Raw genomic sequence first — 19,000 nt, forward strand, 5'->3', positions numbered from 1 at the left:
AAAAGTGATTGAAAATGAAACCCCTAAGTAGTTAGGGGTTTTTCTGTTTTTCTATTTTTAAACAGAAAAGTCTACATTTTCCTTGCCGAACCATTGAAAACGTAGTAGAATAAAGAGTAAAATAAAATGCCGTAACTATGGGCAAATTAGTGACTATAATAGAAGGTGAGAGGATTAAAATGAATTCAAAACTAAAGAAAATTTTGGCCAGCTTAGTTGTCATTGCGGTTCTTTTCGGCTGGTACGTTACCGTATTCGGTATCGGATCAGTCAATTCAATCAAAGACGTGATGAAATTCGGCCTTGACATCAATGGCGGTGTCTATGTCGTAATGGAGGCTGACAAAGAGGACATAGCTGATCTTTCAAGCCAGGAATTAGCAGAGGTTATGGAACAGACCAGAACTGTATTGAATAACAGAGTCAACGCCATGGGTATCTCTGAGGCTACCGTTTCCCTTGAAGGAAACAATCGTTTGAGAGTAGAGATGCCTGGTGTCGAGGACGCCCAGGAAGCCATCGACCAGATCGGCCGGACGGCACAGATGCAGTTCCTTTTAGCTGACGGTACTGTAGTACTGACTGGCAACGAAGTAAAAAACGCTGCCATCGATACAGACTCGCAAAACGGTGGTTACAAGATCAACTTAGAGTTCACTGCTGAAGGATCGGACAAGTTCGCTCAGGCGACAAAGAAAGCCGCCAGTCAGCAAGTTACAGTATCCAAGGCATTCCAAAAGGCAAATGTGCAAAAGAATGCGGTCATCATTATGCTAGACGATGAAATCGTAACCGCGCCTACAGTTGATCAAACGATTAATAGCACCACCTGTGAAATCACACAGAGAGGCGGCGGCTATTCCAAAGAAGAAGCTTCTACAACAGCTGCTCTGATCAGAGGCGGTGCGCTGCCAATTTCCCTGCACGAAGTGACATCATCTGTCCAGACGGCTACGATCGGCGTAGATGCCCTGAACAAGAGTGTCGTTGCTGGTATCATCGGTCTGGGACTGGTATTCCTGCTGATGATTCTGATGTATAACGTATTGGGACTTGTGGCAGACGTTGCATTGCTGCTCTACGTACTGATCGTACTTTGGGTCATGGCAGGCATGGGAAGCGTATTGACACTGCCTGGTATTGCAGGTATCATCCTGTCTATCGGTATGGCGGTGGACGCCAACGTCATCATCTTTGCGAGAATCAAGGAGGAAATTGCCGCCGGCAAAACCATTCGTGTTGCTGTAGACCAGGGCTTCAAACACGCTTTGACTACAGTCCTCGATGCACAGATTACAACATTGATCGCTTCTATCGTACTTTACGAGATTGGGTCCACTTCCGTAAAAGGTTTTGCGCTGACACTGATGATCGGTATCATCGTAAGTATCTTTACAGCCGTTGTCATTACGCAGCTGTTTATCAGCCTGCTTGCCAACAGCAAGACCTTTGCAAAGAATAAATTCTTTGGCGTCAACGAAGATGGAACGCCGAAGAGCATTATTAAGAAAGAGTTTAAATTTATCGGCAACAGAAAGATTTTCTATTGTATCAGCGCCGGTGTGGTTATTTTAGGACTGGTATTCTCTGTCGTAAGAGGATTCAACTATGGAATCGACTTTACAGGCGGCACCATGATTCAGATCAAGATGGGCAAGACTGTAGAGACTGAGGAAGTAAAGGAGACTTTGGCAAAATATGAGATGAAAGACTTGTCCGTGGTTCTGAGCGGTGACAACAAAGATGAAGTCATCATCAAGACGACTAACGCTCTGGGCAATAAAGCGAGAGCTGACGTCGTAGACTCCTTAGGCAAAAAGTTCGGTGTTAAACAGAAAGACGTGTTATCGTCAGAGGAATTCGGACCAACTGTCGGCCAGGAGTTGAAGACCAACGCACTGAAGTCTGTACTAATCGCGGCCATCGGTATGTTGATCTACATTATCTTCAGATTTAAGTCTTGGAAATACGGCGTATCATCTATCGCAGGTATATTCCACGACGTACTGATTGTATTAGCCTTCTATGCTATATTTAATGTTACAATTAATAATCCGTTTATCGCAGGTATTTTGACCGTTGTCGGATACTCCATAAACGATACTATAGTTATTTTTGATAGAATTAGGGAAAATAAAAAGATTTACAGGAAAGACACCAACGAGGTAGTCATCGACCGCAGTGTCAACCAGACATTGAACAGATCAATCATGACATCACTGACGACCCTGATTTGTATGGTACCGCTCTTCTTTATGGTTTCAACTTCCATTAGAGAGTTCGTATTGCCGCTGATGGTCGGCGTATTGGTAGGAACCTATTCCTCCATCTTCCTGTGCAGTCCGCTGTTCTACGAATTCAGCAAGAGTGAGGATAAGTCAAAATATCTCACTGCTCAGAAAGCAAAAGAAAAGAAGGAAGCAAAGACTTCAAAAAAGAAAAAATAGATCAATTCAGCAGGAGCATAACGATTCATGGAAACAAGAGCAAAATTTTTAGAAGAGATTACAGACATCAATGAAAATTATAACACCGACTTAATCGGCAGGGCTTTTGAAACAGCCAGAGGACTGCACGACGGGCAGCTCCGCAAGAGCGGAGAACCCTATCTGATCCATCCCATCGCTGTGGCCAAAATACTGGCCCAGCTGGGCATGGACGATGAGACGATTGTCGGTGGGCTTTTGCATGACGTCGTTGAAGACACAGAGTATACCAGAGAGCAGCTAGTTGAAGATTTCAGCGAAGAAGTTGCTCTTCTGGTAGACGGTGTCACCAAGCTGGGTGCAATCAAATTTGACACAAAAGAAGAAGCACAGGCAGAAAACCTGCGCAAGATGTTTCTCGCTATGTCGAAAGACATTCGTGTTCTCATCATCAAATTAGCCGACAGGCTGCACAATATGAGAACCTTGGAGTTTATGAGGGCAGAGAAGAAGCTGGAAAAAGCCAGAGAAACTCTGGATATCTATGCGCCCCTTGCCAGCAGACTTGGTATTTATACAGTAAAGTTTGAACTGGAAGACATCTCTCTGAAGTATCTACATCCAAGAGAATACGAAACACTGGAAATCGAAGTATCGGAAAAAAAAGAACAGAGAGTACAGTTTATCAATCAGGTTATAGATGAAATTAAAGAAGCATTAGATCAGATGAACATGCAGTACGACATTTCCGGCAGGTCTAAGCATCTATACAGCGTCTATAAAAAAATGGTCTTACAGCATAAACAATTAGACGAAATCTTTGATCTTACTGCCGTACGAATCATCGTAGAAAACGTAAGGGACTGTTACGCTGTGTTGGGACAGGTGCACACCATGTGGAAACCCCTTCCTGGCAGATTCAAAGATTATATCGCTATGCCGAAACCAAATATGTATCAATCCCTGCATACCACCGTATTAGGAGATAACGGCGAACCGTTCGAAATACAGATTAGAACTTATGAAATGCACCGGGTTGCTGAATACGGTATTGCCGCCCATTGGAAATACAAAGAGGGCAATACGAAGAGCGACCAAAATAACGAAGATATGAAACTGGCGTGGCTGCGCCAGACTTTAGAATGGCAAAAAGAACTCAATGATCCTAAAGAGTTTATGGAAACTCTGAAAATGGATCTTTTCTCCAGCCAGGTATTTGTTTTTACCCCAAAAGGAGAGGTCATCGACCTGCCTGCAGGCTCTACGCCTTTAGATTTTGCATTTAAAATCCATACGGCTGTAGGCTGTAAATGCGTAGGTGCAAAAGTCAATGGCAAAATGGTAACGATTGACCACACGCTGAACAACGGCGATATCGTAGAAATCGTCACATCTTCCAATTCCAGCGGTCCAAGCGTAGACTGGCTCAAAATTGCGAAGAGCTCCACGGCCAGAAACAAAATCAGGCAGTGGCTTAAAAAAGAAAACAAATCCGATGATGTTGCCAAAGGCAAAGATTCCTTGGATAAATATATAAGAAAAAAAGGCTTCGATCCGCAGCAGGTAGGAAAATCCAGCTATCTCTCCAAAGCAATGAGAGAAATGAATATCGCTACCATGGATGAAGTTTATGCCCAGATCAGTAAGGGCGGAACAGTTCTCAGTAAATATGCCAACCTCATCTTTGGTTACTTTGCAGAAGATAAGAGAATAGAACAGAGAAAAGAAGAGGAGAAGCAAAAGGCGCTTCTTGCTAACGACGCCAAAAAAGAAAAATTAGATCGCTCTCGAAGGGAAAATCCGGGTATCATCGTAAAAGGGGCAGATAATCTTATGATCAGAGTATCAAGATGCTGCAACCCAGTTCCCGGTGATGAAATCATCGGATTTATCACTAAGGGAAGAGGTATTTCCGTCCATAGAAAGGACTGCTCCAACATCACTTCGCTGCCAGAAGAAGAAAAGGCAAGATTCATCGACGTCGAGTGGGAGGATTTAAAGGTAGGCAAGGCCTATAATGCAGATATCTGCATCATTAGTACTGACAGAAAAGGAATGTTTTCCGATATATCAAGGGCTTGTGAAGACATGGACGTTCATATTTCAGGTGTTAACGCAAAGAGTGGAAAAGACGAAACCGTCAATATCACTTTGACACTTTCCATCTCCAGTACCCAGCAGATGCAGAAAGTGCTTCGAACCCTGAGAAACGTACCAGGCGTATCTAACGTTTACAGAGCAAAAAGCTAATAGATTTAGTCGTGAAAAAACGTGATAAAGAAAAGGAGTTAATGAATGAAGGTTTATAGATTTTTGACATGTCCAATTCAGGTAAATACTTACTTGGCATTCGACGAAACAAAAAAGGGATTTATCGTTGATCCGGGAGGCTACAGCGCACAGCTGACAGCAAAAGCAAAGCAGGAAGGCGTCTGCGTTGAATACATCATCCTGACCCATGGTCACGGCGATCATATCAGTGGAATTGCCGACTTTAAGAAGGATTTTCCCAATGTGAAGATCGTTGCTTTTGAGGCGGAAAAAGAAATGCTGCAGGATGCTAATCTTAATGAATCCATGGGCATCTGCGGTTATGCAGTAACCATCGATGCCGACATCTACGTAAAAGATCGACAGACTATGATGATTGGAGAAACAGAACTCACTTTTGTGCATACACCAGGTCATACAAAAGGCGGCATGTGCATCATTGCTCCAGGTTACGTCTTCAGCGGCGACACTTTGTTCAGAGCTTCGATTGGCAGGACCGATTTCTATGGCGGAGATTTTAACGAAATCATCAAATCCATCCGAGAGAGGTTGTTCGTTCTTCCTGATAACACCGTTGTTCTTCCAGGGCATATGGGCGAAACGACCATTGCTTATGAAAAGGAGCATAATCCTTTTGTATAGAATCAAGATATTGAACTTTGAGAAAAAATATTTGCTAGACGAGTTAATTAAAATTTTTTTACGGCCAGATCAATACGTGCTGATTGAAGAAGAGGATCAGGACGTAGATTTGGTGTTTAACGAAGAAAACTTTTCTGATAAGCAGTCGATATATAGACAGATTTACGATCAATTGTCAGCAGCGACTGGGAAAAGGCCGGAATGGGGAATTCTAACTGGAATCAGACCGGTAAAGCTCTGTGGGGAGCTTTACGAAAAAAATCAAGATGTAAAAAAAACGCGGGATATTTTAACATCTGAATATTATCTCAGCGAAGAGAAAGCACAGCTCATTATGGACACCTATCTTCATCAAAAGAACTTCTGCGGCGCAGCGCCAGATAGGTCGGCCGGTATCTATATTGGGATTCCTTTCTGTCCTACCAGATGTGTCTATTGTTCTTTTGCTTCAAATCAAGTTCCAGAAAGTGAGATTGTCAAATATCTTGCAGCATTACATAAAGAAATTGAATATACAGGCAGGCGAATGAAAGAGTGCGGAATTACACCCGAAACCATTTATATAGGCGGCGGCACACCGACCACTCTGCGCGCGGATCAATTAAAAGCCTTAATAGAGCAGATCAAAAACTTCTTTGATTTATCCAAACTCAAAGAGTTTACCATAGAAGCCGGCAGACCTGATACGATTACAGACGAAAAACTAGAGACAATCAAAAAGCAGGGTATCCAGCGAATCAGCATCAACCCCCAGTCCATGAAACAGCATACACTGGACTTGATCGGACGCAGCCATAAGCCGGAAGATATCACCAGCGCCTTTGCTCTGGCCAGCAGTTACCGGTTCCAATCTATTAATGCGGATATCATAGCCGGGCTGCCAGAAGAAAACACAGAAGACTTTATAAATACCTTAGAAGAGCTGATTGGTCTGAACCCGGAAAACATTACAGTCCATTGCCTAGCCGTAAAAAGAGCATCTAAACTAAAGGATATCGATAAAGATTTTCATTATAAACAAGCTGAGATTGTCGCCGAAATGCTGGAGGCAAGTCGTAAAATCCTCGGTGATGCAGGCTACATACCGTATTACATGTATCGGCAGAAGCACATGGCTGGTGCCTTTGAGAATACGGGTTACTGTAAAAAAGATAAAGATTGCATTTACAATATACGAATTATGGACGAACATCAGACCATTATTGCACTTGGTGCCGGTGGTATCACGAAGGTGTATTATCCGGCTGAAAACCGCCTGGAGAGGGTGGCTAACGTGACCAACTATCAAGAATATATAAATCGTATAGATGAAATGCTGGATAGAAAAGAAAAGAATTTATTTATGGAGGTATAAAAATGGCAATTATTGCACCAAAAGGAACTAAAGATACGTTACCGTCACAGGTGTACAAATGGCATTACGTAGAAAAAAAGTTCTCTGAGATTTGCGACAAGTACGGATTTAAAGAAATCAGAACCCCTGCTTTTGAGCATACAGAACTTTTTCAAAGAGGTGTAGGAGATACCACAGATATCGTTCAGAAGGAAATGTACACCTTCAATGATTATGCAAACAGAAGCATTACCTTAAAACCAGAAGGCACTTCTCCGGTCGCAAGAGCGTTTATCGAACACAAACAGTACGCGGAAGTACAGCCGACCAAGTACTACTATATCACACCTTGCTTCAGATATGAGAAACCGCAGTCAGGCAGACTGAGAGCATTCCATCAGTTCGGAATCGAAATTTTCGGTACGACCAACATGTTAGCCGACGCTGACGTTATCTGCCTGGGTTATGATTTCCTCCACGAGATGGGGATCGAGGACATTCAGCTGCGCATCAACAGCGTAGGCTGCCCAGAGTGCAGAAAAAAACACAGGGAAGCCCTGAGAAAGTTTTTAGAACCTGTCTACGATCAGCTGTGCAATACATGCAAGGACAGATATGAGAGAAATCCGATGAGAATTTTGGACTGTAAATCAGAAATTTGTCAAGAATTAGTAAAAGATGCACCGAACATGATCGACTATCTGTGCGATGAATGCAAAAGCGCTTTTGATGATGTACAGAAAAACCTGGATGCTATGGGAATCGAGTATGTCGTCGATCCTAGAATCGTCAGAGGTCTTGACTATTATACGAAGACGGCTTTTGAATTTGTAACCGACAGCAACGGAACCCAGGGAACCGTCTGCGGCGGAGGCAGATATGACCACCTGATTGAGGAAATTGGCGGACCGCCGATTCCAGGAGTAGGATTTGGTCTTGGAATTGAGAGATTAATTATGCTCATGGAAGAAAACAATGTGGAAATTCCAGAACCAGAACCTGTCAAAGCTTTTATAGCCGTCATGGGTGACGATGCGAAAGCATTTGGACTGAAGCTGCTGAGAGATCTGCACAAAAAAGGCGTAAAGGCAGAAATGGATACCCTGGCTAGAAATATCAAAGGGCAATTTAAATATGCCGATAGACTAGGAGCGCAGTACACCGTAGTCATCGGCGATAATGAACTGGCTGAGGGAGTTGTCGCAATCAAAGAAATGGCAAAATCCGAACAGCGTCAGGTAAAACTGGACGACTTACTAGAAGAATTAGCAAAATAATACGAATCACTCCTATCGAGCTAATGCTGGGGAGTTAAAGCATAAGGCCTTCCACAGTTTCGCTTGCGAAACTGTGGCAAGCGTCATTAAGGGAGCATAAAATGTCAGAGTTATTTAAGAGAACCCACCTGTGTGGGAATTTGAATATAAAAAACGTAGAGGAAGAAGTCGTACTCAATGGATGGGTTGCCAAACAGAGAAGTCTTGGCGGTTTGATTTTTGTAGATTTACGAGATAAAACAGGAATCGTTCAGATTACTTTTGACGATACTATTCCTAAAGAGGTCTTTGACCAGGCAGAAGCCCTGCGAAGTGAATACGTCATCGGAATTAAGGGGATCGTCAAAGAAAGAGCAGCAAAGAATCCCAATCTCCCTACTGGAGAAATTGAAGTCTTTGCCAAAGAACTGGTTCTCTATTCAGAATCCGAAACCCCGCCGATCTATATCAAGGACGACGACAATGTGGACGACAACCTGAGGCTGAAATATAGGTATTTGGATCTTCGTAAACTAAAAATGCAAGAAAATGTGCGTTTCCGTCACCAGGTAACTAAGCTGGCCAGAGACTATTTTGATGAAAACGGCTTTACAGAGATTGAGACGCCGATTCTCATTAAATCTACCCCGGAAGGTGCGAGAGACTACTTGGTTCCCAGCAGAGTAAATCAAGGACATTTCTATGCATTACCCCAATCGCCGCAGCTTTTTAAGCAGCTTTTGATGGTCAGCGGATGTGATCGCTATATGCAGATTGCAAAATGTTTTAGAGATGAAGATCTGCGTGCCGACAGACAGCCGGAGTTTACACAGATCGACTTGGAAATGTCTTTTGTCGATCAGGACGACGTCATCGAAATGCAGGAAGGATTTCTGCAGAGATTGTTCAAAGAACTGATGGATATTGAAATTAAAACCCCATTTCCGAGAATGACTTATGATGAAGCGATGGAACGCTTCGGCAGTGATAAGCCGGACACCCGTTTTGGTTTTGAACTGAAATCCATAAATGAAGTCGTAGCCGACACCGAATTTAAAGTTTTTGCTGACGCATTAGCTGGCGGCGGCGATGTTAGAGGAATCTGCATCGACGGTGGGTCTGCTAAATTCAGCAGAAAAGACATCGATAAGTTGACAGAACAGACGAAACACTATGGCGCAAAAGGTGTCGTTTGGATTCGCGTAGAAGAAAACGAACTGAAATCATCTGTCAACAAATTCTTCAGCCAGGAGCAGTTGGCAGAAATAGCGGCGGTCTTCGGCGCTAAGACGGGCGATCTGATTCTAATCGTAGCCGATAGAACGAAAGTCGTCTTTGACAGCTTAGGATTTCTCCGCAGACATATTGCAGGCCTCTTGGGTCTTCTCGATGACCAGCAGTTCAACCTGCTGTGGGTAACAGACTTTCCGATGTTCGAGAAAGACGACGAGACTGGTGAGCTGAAAGCAATGCATCATCCGTTTACCCATCCGAAGCAGGAAGACATCTCGCTTTTGGATACGGCACCGGAAAAGGTCAAGGCCGACGCATATGATATCGTCTTAAACGGCGTAGAACTGGGTGGAGGCAGTATCAGAATTCACGAAGGAGATCTGCAGGCGAAGATGTTCAAAGTGCTGAAGCTGACCGATGAGGAATGTCAGGAAAAATTCGGTTTTCTGCTTGAAGCTTTTAAATACGGCGCGCCGCCTCACGGCGGATTGGCCTACGGTCTGGACCGACTGGTCATGCTTCTCAGCGGTGAACACAGCATCAGAGAGGTCATGGCATTTCCTAAGAATCAGAATGCCCAATGCATGGTATGCGAGGCGCCAGGTCTCGTAGAAGAAGGACAACTTGAAGAACTTGGAATTAACTTGAGGTAAAAATGAGTGAAATTGGTATATTAGGCGGCACTTTTGATCCTTTTCATTTTGGTCATCTGTCTATTGCAGAAGCTGCCATCAAAGAATTTGATCTATCAGAAGTCATACTTCTGCCGACAAAGGTTCAGCCCTTTAAAATTGGCAGAGAGATGGCGTCAGAGGAAGACAGGGTTAATATGGTCCGCCTGATAGCTAAAAAGAATAAACAATTTCGTGTTTCTACTATTGAAGCCTATGGCCAGCGGGTTTCTTATACTTATAAGACCCTGAAATTACTGCAGAAAGAGTATCCAGATGATAAATTTTATTTTATCCTGGGCACCGATTCCTTTTTGACCTTAGAAGAATGGTTCAAAGGGAAAGAACTGCTGCAGGAATTTGCTTTCATCATCGGCGTCAGACCGGGATACAAGACAAGCGAAACGGAAGACACGGCGAAACGTCTCAAAGAGAGATATAATGCAGAAATTAAGATGCTGCACAATGAAATTGTGGAAGTATCTTCGACAGAGATCAAGAACAACATCAGATCTGGGAAGAGTATAAGAGATTTAGTCCCTTTACAAGTAGAAAGGTATATTGATGAACACGGACTCTATAAATAATTATATAGAAAAGAATTTCTCTGAAAAGAGAAAAGTCCATACAGAAGGAGTCAGAAGGACAGCCATCGCATTGGCGGAGAAATACGGAGCTGATGTCGAAAAGGCAGAACTGGCAGCTCTGTTCCACGATATGTACCGAGGTGTTTCAGAGGATGTACTGAATTATTATATCAAACATTTAGATTTAGATAAAAAATATTTGAACAACTGTAATCTTGCCCACAGTAAAATCGCCGCTATCATCATGAAACGAGACTATGGGATTGAAGATGAGGATATCATCAATGCAGTCAGTTACCACACGACGGGAAGGCCTGGGATGTCACTTTTAGAAAAGATCATTTACATCGCCGATGCCATTGAACCTAATAGAAACTATCCCGGTGTGGATGCACTGAGAGAAGCTGCGCAACACGACTTGGACGCGGCATGTCTTCTATCTTTAACTAGAACGATAGAATACGTACAGGGACAGGGAAATTATTTGGATCAGGATACTCTGCTTGCCAAAGATTATTTTATGAGATATAACACGAATGCCTGAGCCAGTCATAAGACTGGTAGTGTGGCCGGCTAAAGCCGGTGCGTTAAAGCATTATACGACAAAACGCAGCCAAATCAGAGATTTGGGCGTTCAAAGCATAAGGACTCTCCATCAATTTACCTTGTAAATTGGGACGAGCAACATTATACGACAAAACGCAGCCAAATCAAAGATTTGGGCGTTTAAAGCATAAGGTCTGCCTAGCTGTTCACGTAGTTCGCAGGGCAGAACCATTATACGACAAACTCCTAGCCAACTGAAGCTGGGGAGTTAAAGCATAAGGACTCTCCATCAATTTACTTTGTAAATTGGGACGAGTCCATTAAGGAGAGATTGAATGGATAATAAAAGTTTTGCATTACTGGCAGCCAGACTGCTGGACAATAAGAAAGCGACAGACGTTATCGTCATAGACATTATGGAAAAATCTTCTTTTGCCGACTATCTTGTCATTGCATCTGGAAATTCTGAAAGGCAGGTCAATACACTAGTGGACGAGGTGGAAGAACAGTTTGCAAAAGAAGGACTTTTAGTGAAGAGTATTGAAGGTAAAAATTCAGGATGGATACTCATGGACTTTGGCGATGTGATCGTCAATATCTTTACCAAAGAGATGAGAGAAAAATATAATATCGAAAAGGTGTGGGGCGACTGCAGCTTTTTAGATGTGGAGGAGTAAAAGAGCGATATGAACGAGAAGTATAATTTTAAAGCAATCGAAGAAAAATGGCAGAAATATTGGAAGGAAAACAACTCTTTTAAAACAGTTGAGGATACAAGTAAAGAAAAATATTATGTGCTTGAAATGTTCCCATATCCGTCAGGAAAGCTGCACATGGGGCACGTAAGGAATTACTCCATCGGTGATGTCGTAGCCAGATGCAAGAAAATGCAAGGATACAACGTCTTACATCCTATGGGATTCGACTCTTTCGGTTTGCCGGCCGAAAATGCTGCCATCAAACACGGGGTAGAGCCGAGCAAGTGGACTTGGGAAAACATACATGAAATGGAAAATCAGCTGGATCAGCTGGGGCTTTCTTACGACTGGGAAAGAGAAGTACAGACCTGCAATCCGGATTATTATAAGTGGATGCAGTGGATTTTTATCCAGTTTTATAACAAAGGACTCGCTTATAAAAAAGAAAATCCGGTCAACTGGTGTCCGAGTTGTCAAACCGTACTTGCTAACGAACAGGTGGTAGACGGCTGCTGTGAGAGATGTAAGACGGCAGTAGGAAAGAAAAACCTTTCGCAGTGGTACTTCAAAATTACCGATTATGCAGACAGGCTGCTGGACAATCTGGATACCCTGGATGGCTGGCCTGCAAAGGTGAAAACCATGCAGAAAAACTGGATTGGCAAATCCATCGGTGCTGAAATAGATTTTAAAATTGAAGATACTGACAAACTGATGAAAGTATTCACCACTCGTGCAGACACACTGTTCGGCGTAACCTATATGGTTATGGCTCCAGAGCATCCTTATGTGATGGATTTGGTGAAGGATACGGAATATGAAAAGCCCGTACTCGACTATCTCGATAAAGTGCAGCACATGAACGATATCGAGAGAACATCCACTACCAACGAAAAAACAGGCGTATTTATTGGGAAATATGCCATAAATCCGGTTAATGGCAAGAAAGTTCCAATTTTCATTTCCGACTATGTACTGATGGGATATGGTACTGGCGCCATCATGGCCGTGCCGGCTCACGACCAGAGAGACTTTGACTTTGCAAAGAAATTTGACTTGGAAATCATACCTGTTGTCAACTCCGAAGATCCGGAAGTTGACGTCAATAACCTAAAAGAAGCTTTTGATGCCGAGGGAACCATGATTAACTCTGGCAAATTTGACGGTCTCAATAACAGAAAAGCTATCGCCGCCATGATTGACTGGCTGGAAGAAGAAGGAATCGGCACGAAGACTGTCAACTACAGGCTGCGTGACTGGCTGATTTCCAGGCAGAGATATTGGGGAACACCGATTCCGATGATATACTGCGAAGAATGCGGCTGGGTACCCGAAAAAGAAGAAAACCTGCCGGTCATGCTGCCAACCGACGTCGAATTTACAGGCAAAGGCGAATCGCCGCTGACGACCTCAAAGACTTTTGCAGAGTGCACCTGTCCTAAATGCGGTAAGAAAGCGACGCGAGAGATGGATACCATGGATACTTTCCTGGATTCTTCTTGGTATTTCCTGAGATACTGTGATCCTAGGAATGAAAACGCGATCTTTGATAAAGAGAAAGCAGACTACTGGATGAACGTTGACCAATACATCGGCGGAGTTGAACATGCGATTCTTCACTTGATGTATGCTAGATTCTTCCAGATGGCGCTGCACGATCTGGGTCTGGTAAAAGACGAAGAACCATTCAAAAACTTGCTGACCCAGGGTATGGTAAACAAGGATGGAAAGAAGATGAGTAAGTCTCTGGGCAACGTTGTCAGTCCAGAAGAAATCATCAAAAAATACGGAGCTGACACAGCCAGATTATTTATTTTGTTCGCAGCACCGCCAGAAAGAGAACTCGACTGGTCCGATGCAGGCGTAGAGGGCAGCTACAGATTCCTCAACAGAGTATATCGCCTGGTCAGTGATTTCAATCAGAATTATCAGGGAGAAACTGAATATGAGATCAAAACTGACGCTGATAAAGAGCTGAACTATGTACTTAACACCACCATAAAGAAGGTAACTGACGATATGGGCGGAAGATTCAGCTTTAATACCGCAATCAGTTCCATTATGGAATTAGTTAATGAATTGTATAAATACAAAGAATTGGAAGAAGCAAACCAGGCCTTCATGAAAAAGGCAATCGATACTGTTGTAATGATTCTTTCACCATTTGCACCTCATATCTGTGAGGAAATGTGGGAAGCGCTTGGATACAATCAATCACTGACTGCTGTAGCATGGCCGTCTTATGATAAAGACGCGCTGGTAAGAGATACAGTGGAAATCGTGATTCAGATAAACGGAAAACTAAAAGAAAAGTTAAATGTTGCAAATAATTTGAGTAGAGAAGATCTGGAAAACATTGCTCTTTCCAATGACAAAGTACAAGCTTTGATAGCGGACAAGAATGTAGTAAAAGTCGTCGCTGTTCCTGGCAAGCTTGTAAATATCGTTATAAAGTAAAGGGGAGAACATGAGAGATTTTAATAGTAAAAAACCGCCTGTTAAAAAGGCCGCAGCAGTTAAGAAACCTCCTGCTAAGGAGCTTCAGACAAAACAAAAAGCAGAGAGAAAACCGGTGCCAAAGAAGAGCTCTGCTCGGCAGGCCAAGAAAGCAGATAACCTTAAAGTGATACCAATTGGAGGACTTAACGAAATTGGTAAGAATCTGACGGTTCTGGAATACAAGGATCAAATGATCTTAATTGACTGTGGCATGACGTTCCCAGAAGATGAAATGTACGGAATTGACGTCGTCATTCCAGATTTCAGCTATCTGGTGAAAAATGCTCACAAAATTTTAGGTGTAGTCATTACCCACGGGCATGAAGACCACATCGGAGCAGTGCCATATCTGTTAAAACAGATTAACGTTCCGATTTACGGTACTAGACTTCCTTTGGGATTGATAGAGAATAAATTGAAAGAACACGGCTTAAAAGCAAAGCTGAATACAATCAAAGCTGGCGATAAGTTTAAGTTGGGAGATTTTAAGATCGAAGCCATCAGAACAACCCACTCTATCGCCGACGCCATCTGTCTGTATATTCAGACTCCGGTTGCTTCGTTATTCCATACAGGCGACTTTAAAATTGACTATACGCCTATTGATGGAGAACCGATCGATCTGGCTAAATTCGCAGAAATCGGCAGACGAGGCGTAGATCTGATGATGGCAGACAGCACCAATGCTCTGAGACCAGGTTACACTGCCTCAGAAAAAGTGGTCGGAAAGACTCTGGATGGTATATTCAGAGAAGCAAAGAACAGAATTCTGATCGCTACCTTCTCTTCTAACGTGCACAGAGTACAGAAGATTATAGAGCTTGCTGTAAAGCACGGACGAAAAGTAGCTGTTTCAGGCCGCAGTATGGAAAATGTCGTAGCTCTGGCTGTGGAATTAGGATATTTGCACATTCCAGCAGGGGCATACGTAGAACTAAATAAGACGAGAAATATACCGGACAACGAACTAGTCATTATAACGACGGGCAGTCAGGGTGAACCGATGTCAGCGTTATCAAGAATGGCGAACAATGAACATCGTAATGTCAAACTGAAAAAAGGCGACATGGTTATTCTTTCGTCTACGCCTGTTCCTGGTAATGAAAAGACGGTGTCCAGCGTAGTGAATAAGTTATATGAGAAGGAAGTGGAAGTCATCTATAATGACATCGCTGATATTCACGTTTCGGGCCACGCTTGCCAGGAAGAATTGAAATTGATCCACACTTTGATCAAGCCAAAATTCTTCATGCCGGTTCACGGCGAATATAGACACCTGGTACAGCATTCTGTCATCGCAGAAAGCATCGGCATGAGAAAAGATAGAATCTTTATCTTATCTAACGGCGATCAGTTGACAGTGGACAAGCGAAATGCGGTTAAATTCCACAATGTAGTCAATGCAGAAGATGTTTTAGTCGATGGACTCGGTGTCGGAGACGTAGGAAATATTGTTCTTCGCGATAGAAAACTGCTCTCTGAATCAGGATTAATCATTGTCGTATCAGCAATTGACAGGGCTTCTGGAGAAATCATTTCCGGTCCTGACATCGTATCCAGAGGGTTTGTCTACGTGAGAGAAAACGAGGATCTGATCAATGATGCGAAGAAGATTGCACATCAGGCATTGGAAGACAGTTTGGAAGCGGGCAACAGAGATTGGAGCGGTATCAAAAACAGCGTCAGAGAAGAACTGCGGAAGTTCATCTTTAGAAAGACCAAGAGAAGCCCGATAATACTGCCGATATTTTTAGACGTATAAAATTGCATCGATTTTTCGTCTCTGGCTTTATCGTCTGAGAGACTTCGTTTCTCACGTACTAGTACGCTCCGAGACTCAGGCACTCGGCTCCTAGTCAGAGACAGAAAAGTCTATCTGCAATTAAAATATGATAAGTACAATTTTCCAACAAGAGCACAGGGAGGTACAACATGAACGTATACGATCAGGCTCACGGATTGGCAGCAGCTATCAGAGAGTCAGAAGAATTCAAACAGTATGACCAACTGAAAAAAGTAGTCGACCAAAATGAAGAGTTATCGAAGATGATTAAAGATTTTCAGTCGAAACAGTTTGAAGCCCAAGCTAAGCAGATGATGGGCGAGGAGTCTGCACCAGACATGAACCAGCAGATTCAGAACTTATATCAGATTATCGTAAAAGATCCGATGGCTGCACAGTATATGCAGGCAGAAATGAGATTTTCTCTGATGATGAACGATGTGTATAAGATTCTGGGCGAAGTAATGGGACTTGGCAATATAGGATAAGATGTGTTATAATGTTTCCGACGATATTGGCGGCTTTGCCGCAATGTAGGAAACATTGCAACACAAATTACATTATTTTATCTAATGGAAATTTGTGTTATAATAAAGGCATAATTTACAAAATTGCTGTATTACAGCGAGAAATAATATTAAATTAAAAGAAAGTGAGAATAGAGCGATGATTACTGCAGGTGATTTTAGAAAAGGTATTACTTTTGAAATTAATGGCGATCCACATGTCGTGCTTGATTTTCAGCACGTGAAGCCGGGAAAGGGCGCCGCTTTTGTCAGAACCAAATACAAGAACATACTGACTGGCGCTACAAGAGAAGAAGCATTCAATCCGAGTGATAAATTCCCTAAAGCACACATTGAGACAAAGGTGATGCAATATCTTTACAATGATGGAGAGCTTTACTACTTCATGGACAACGAAACCTATGAACAAGTACCTATCAGCCAGGATCAGGTAGAAGAAGCGATGAAGTACCTGAGAGAAAACGATGAAGCGACCATCAAATTCTATAAAGACAGTCCGTTCCTAGTGGAAGCGCCAAACTTTGTCGACTTGGTCGTTACTGAAACTGAGCCAGGTATCAAAGGCGATACTGCTACTAACGTAACAAAAGCCGCCACAGTTGAAACTGGAGCGGTTATACAGGTTCCTATCTTTATCGAAGAAGGTGAAAAGATCCAGATTGATACTAGAACAGGTGAGTATTTAGGAAGATCAAAATAAAGACCCCATCCATTTACGCTGCATAGCTGCAGACGTGTATCCGGGTCGATAATAAGCTGGAATATGCAAGACCTAGAAGGGACGTATTTTTGCGTCCCTTTAGAAATATATGAGGTAAGATATGAAGAAGTTGATGAAGAACAAACTTTTATTTGGACTTGTCTGTGTATTCATCGTAGTCGCAATCGCTGCTGCCGGCTGCATGATTTACATGAACAGTCTGGATAAAGCTTTTGACAGCAGCAAACCGGACACCATCAATATCACTATTGAGTCAGGTTCCACCACAGATGATATCGGCAGCCTATTGGAAGAAAAAGGAATTATAGAAAGCGCCACTGCTTTTAAGTATTTCTCCAAGTTTAAGAGTTATGATAGCAAATACCAAGCTGGAAATTATGCCCTTTCGCCAGCCATGAAACTTTCTGAAATAGCAGATATCATCATGAGCGGAAAGACAAACAATATGACTGTTACCATTCCAGAAGGTTATACCATCTATCAGATGGCGGACAAGCTGGCAGATGAAGGTCTGGTAGATAAGGAAAAGTTCAAGTCATTGCTGGTAAACGGAAAATTCGACTACGATTTCCTAAAAGGTGCCCAAAAGGGAAAGAATCATCTGGAAGGCTATCTTTTCCCAGAAACTTATACCATCGAATATAATGCTGACGAAAAGACAATCATCGAGACCATGTTAGATCAGTTTGGCGGCATCTTCAACGACGAATTCAAAAAACAGGCGGATAAACTGGGATATTCAATCAACGATATTATTGTCATCGCTTCTGTTATAGAGCGCGAATGTCAGGTAGACGAGGAGAGAGGCAAAGTTGCCAGCGTCATCTATAATCGCCTAAAAGAAGAGATGCCCCTGCAGATGTGTTCCACTGTGCAATACGTGCTCGGCAAACAAAAGGAAACCTTGACCAATGCAGACACAGAGATATCTTCACCTTACAACACTTATATCAATGCGGGACTTCCTCCAGGACCAATCTGCTGTCCAGGACTAGCTTCTATCAAAGCGGCCTTGTATCCTGAAGATACAGACTATTTGTATTTTGTTGTCAGCGATAAGCTGGATGGCACACAGAAGTTCTCCAGCGATTATAATCAGTTCCTGAAGGACAAGGACGCCTATTACAAAGCACTAGAGGGTCAGGAATAAATGAACATCACCAACGATTTAGTTACAGAGTATATCAATCACCGTTACCAACCTGTAAATGACAGATTGGATCAGCTGCGGCAGCTGGGTGAGCAGGACAATGTGCCCATTATACTAAAAGAGACGGAGACCTTTCTCAACATGGTCTTAGCCCTAAAACGACCGCAGAAAATTCTTGAGGTAGGAACTGCCATTGGCTATTCTTCTCTTTATTTTGCAGAGCGCTGCCAGAAAGCAGAGATTTACACGATTGAAAAGAACGAGTACGCTGTCAACTCCGCAAGACACAATATTGCCGCCGCTGGCCTTGAACACCGCATTCACTCCCTGTTTGGCGACGGACAGGAGCAGATTGAAAAACTGCGGGATCAGGGGGTTGACGGTTTTGATTTCGTGTTTATCGATGCAGCCAAGAGTCATTACAAGCGATTTTTCGATGCGGCGATTACCATATGTGAAAAAAACGCCCTCATCGTATCTGACAACATCTTGCAGAGAGCTATGACCGCTTCAGATAAATACGACACAAATGGAAAGCACAGGACAAATATAAAGAAAATGCGAGAATATGTGGATTATATTGTAAATGACAGAACACTGGATACCTCTCTTATGAGTATCGGCGACGGCATTGCAGTATCCATATACAGAGGTTAG

Annotated in this window: 15 protein-coding genes; all 15 read left to right on the forward strand. The window is 42.9% G+C overall.

Features of this window, described 5'->3' with window-relative positions:
* Window positions 1–179 precede the first annotated feature (179 nt).
* The 15 genes from BN6539_RS18755 (at window position 180) to BN6539_RS18825 (ending at window position 19,000) form a co-directional block, all read left to right on the forward strand.
* Window positions 180–2,447, forward strand: a complete 2,268-nt coding sequence (locus BN6539_RS18755; RefSeq protein ID WP_067541819.1) for a protein translocase subunit SecDF — start codon at window positions 180–182, stop codon at window positions 2,445–2,447.
* A gap of 27 nt (window positions 2,448–2,474) precedes the next feature.
* A complete protein-coding gene (locus BN6539_RS18760) occupies window positions 2,475–4,676 on the forward strand; it encodes a RelA/SpoT family protein (protein WP_067541821.1) in 2,202 nt (733 codons plus the stop codon).
* A gap of 45 nt (window positions 4,677–4,721) precedes the next feature.
* Window positions 4,722–5,339 (forward strand): MBL fold metallo-hydrolase, encoded by a 618-nt coding sequence (locus tag BN6539_RS18765; protein ID WP_067541823.1) that lies wholly within the window; start codon window positions 4,722–4,724, stop codon window positions 5,337–5,339.
* Window positions 5,332–6,693: a coproporphyrinogen dehydrogenase HemZ gene (gene hemZ / locus BN6539_RS18770; RefSeq protein WP_182435508.1), complete on the forward strand. Its 1,362-nt coding sequence runs from the start codon at window positions 5,332–5,334 to the stop codon at window positions 6,691–6,693. Before BN6539_RS18765 ends, hemZ begins: the two co-directional genes overlap by 8 nt.
* Before the next feature lie 2 nt (window positions 6,694–6,695).
* Window positions 6,696–7,949: a histidine--tRNA ligase gene (gene hisS, locus BN6539_RS18775; RefSeq protein ID WP_067541827.1), complete on the forward strand. Its 1,254-nt coding sequence runs from the start codon at window positions 6,696–6,698 to the stop codon at window positions 7,947–7,949.
* Between the two features lie 101 nt (window positions 7,950–8,050).
* Entirely contained in the window at window positions 8,051–9,814 is a 1,764-nt protein-coding gene (gene aspS / locus BN6539_RS18780) for an aspartate--tRNA ligase (RefSeq protein WP_067541829.1), read from the forward strand.
* Window positions 9,815–9,816: 2 nt separating this feature from the next.
* Window positions 9,817–10,419, forward strand: a complete 603-nt coding sequence (gene nadD / locus BN6539_RS18785; RefSeq protein ID WP_067541831.1) for a nicotinate-nucleotide adenylyltransferase — start codon at window positions 9,817–9,819, stop codon at window positions 10,417–10,419.
* A complete protein-coding gene (gene yqeK, locus BN6539_RS18790; protein WP_067541833.1) occupies window positions 10,397–10,963 on the forward strand; it encodes a bis(5'-nucleosyl)-tetraphosphatase (symmetrical) YqeK in 567 nt (188 codons plus the stop codon). The genes nadD and yqeK overlap by 23 nt, the downstream gene beginning before the upstream one ends.
* Before the next feature lie 337 nt (window positions 10,964–11,300).
* Window positions 11,301–11,642 (forward strand): ribosome silencing factor, encoded by a 342-nt coding sequence (gene rsfS / locus BN6539_RS18795; RefSeq protein WP_067541835.1) that lies wholly within the window; start codon window positions 11,301–11,303, stop codon window positions 11,640–11,642.
* 9 nt (window positions 11,643–11,651) lie between these two features.
* A complete protein-coding gene (gene leuS / locus BN6539_RS18800; RefSeq protein WP_067541837.1) occupies window positions 11,652–14,120 on the forward strand; it encodes a leucine--tRNA ligase in 2,469 nt (822 codons plus the stop codon).
* A gap of 10 nt (window positions 14,121–14,130) precedes the next feature.
* Window positions 14,131–15,924, forward strand: a complete 1,794-nt coding sequence (locus tag BN6539_RS18805; protein WP_082907614.1) for a ribonuclease J — start codon at window positions 14,131–14,133, stop codon at window positions 15,922–15,924.
* A 170-nt stretch (window positions 15,925–16,094) separates the two neighbouring features.
* The gene (locus BN6539_RS18810; RefSeq protein WP_067541840.1) at window positions 16,095–16,433 is read left to right on the forward strand and encodes a YlbF family regulator; all 339 of its coding nucleotides are present in this window, start codon (window positions 16,095–16,097) and stop codon (window positions 16,431–16,433) included.
* 178 nt (window positions 16,434–16,611) lie between these two features.
* On the forward strand, window positions 16,612–17,172 hold the full coding sequence (efp, locus tag BN6539_RS18815; protein ID WP_067541842.1) for an elongation factor P: 561 nt from the start codon (window positions 16,612–16,614) through the stop codon (window positions 17,170–17,172).
* A 121-nt stretch (window positions 17,173–17,293) separates the two neighbouring features.
* Window positions 17,294–18,343: an endolytic transglycosylase MltG gene (gene mltG / locus BN6539_RS18820; protein WP_067541844.1), complete on the forward strand. Its 1,050-nt coding sequence runs from the start codon at window positions 17,294–17,296 to the stop codon at window positions 18,341–18,343.
* Window positions 18,344–19,000, forward strand: a complete 657-nt coding sequence (locus tag BN6539_RS18825) for an O-methyltransferase (RefSeq protein WP_067541846.1) — start codon at window positions 18,344–18,346, stop codon at window positions 18,998–19,000.

It is taken from the genome of Emergencia timonensis (assembly GCF_900086585.1).
In the GTDB taxonomy this organism is placed as follows: Bacteria; Bacillota; Clostridia; order Peptostreptococcales; family Anaerovoracaceae; genus Senimuribacter; species Senimuribacter timonensis.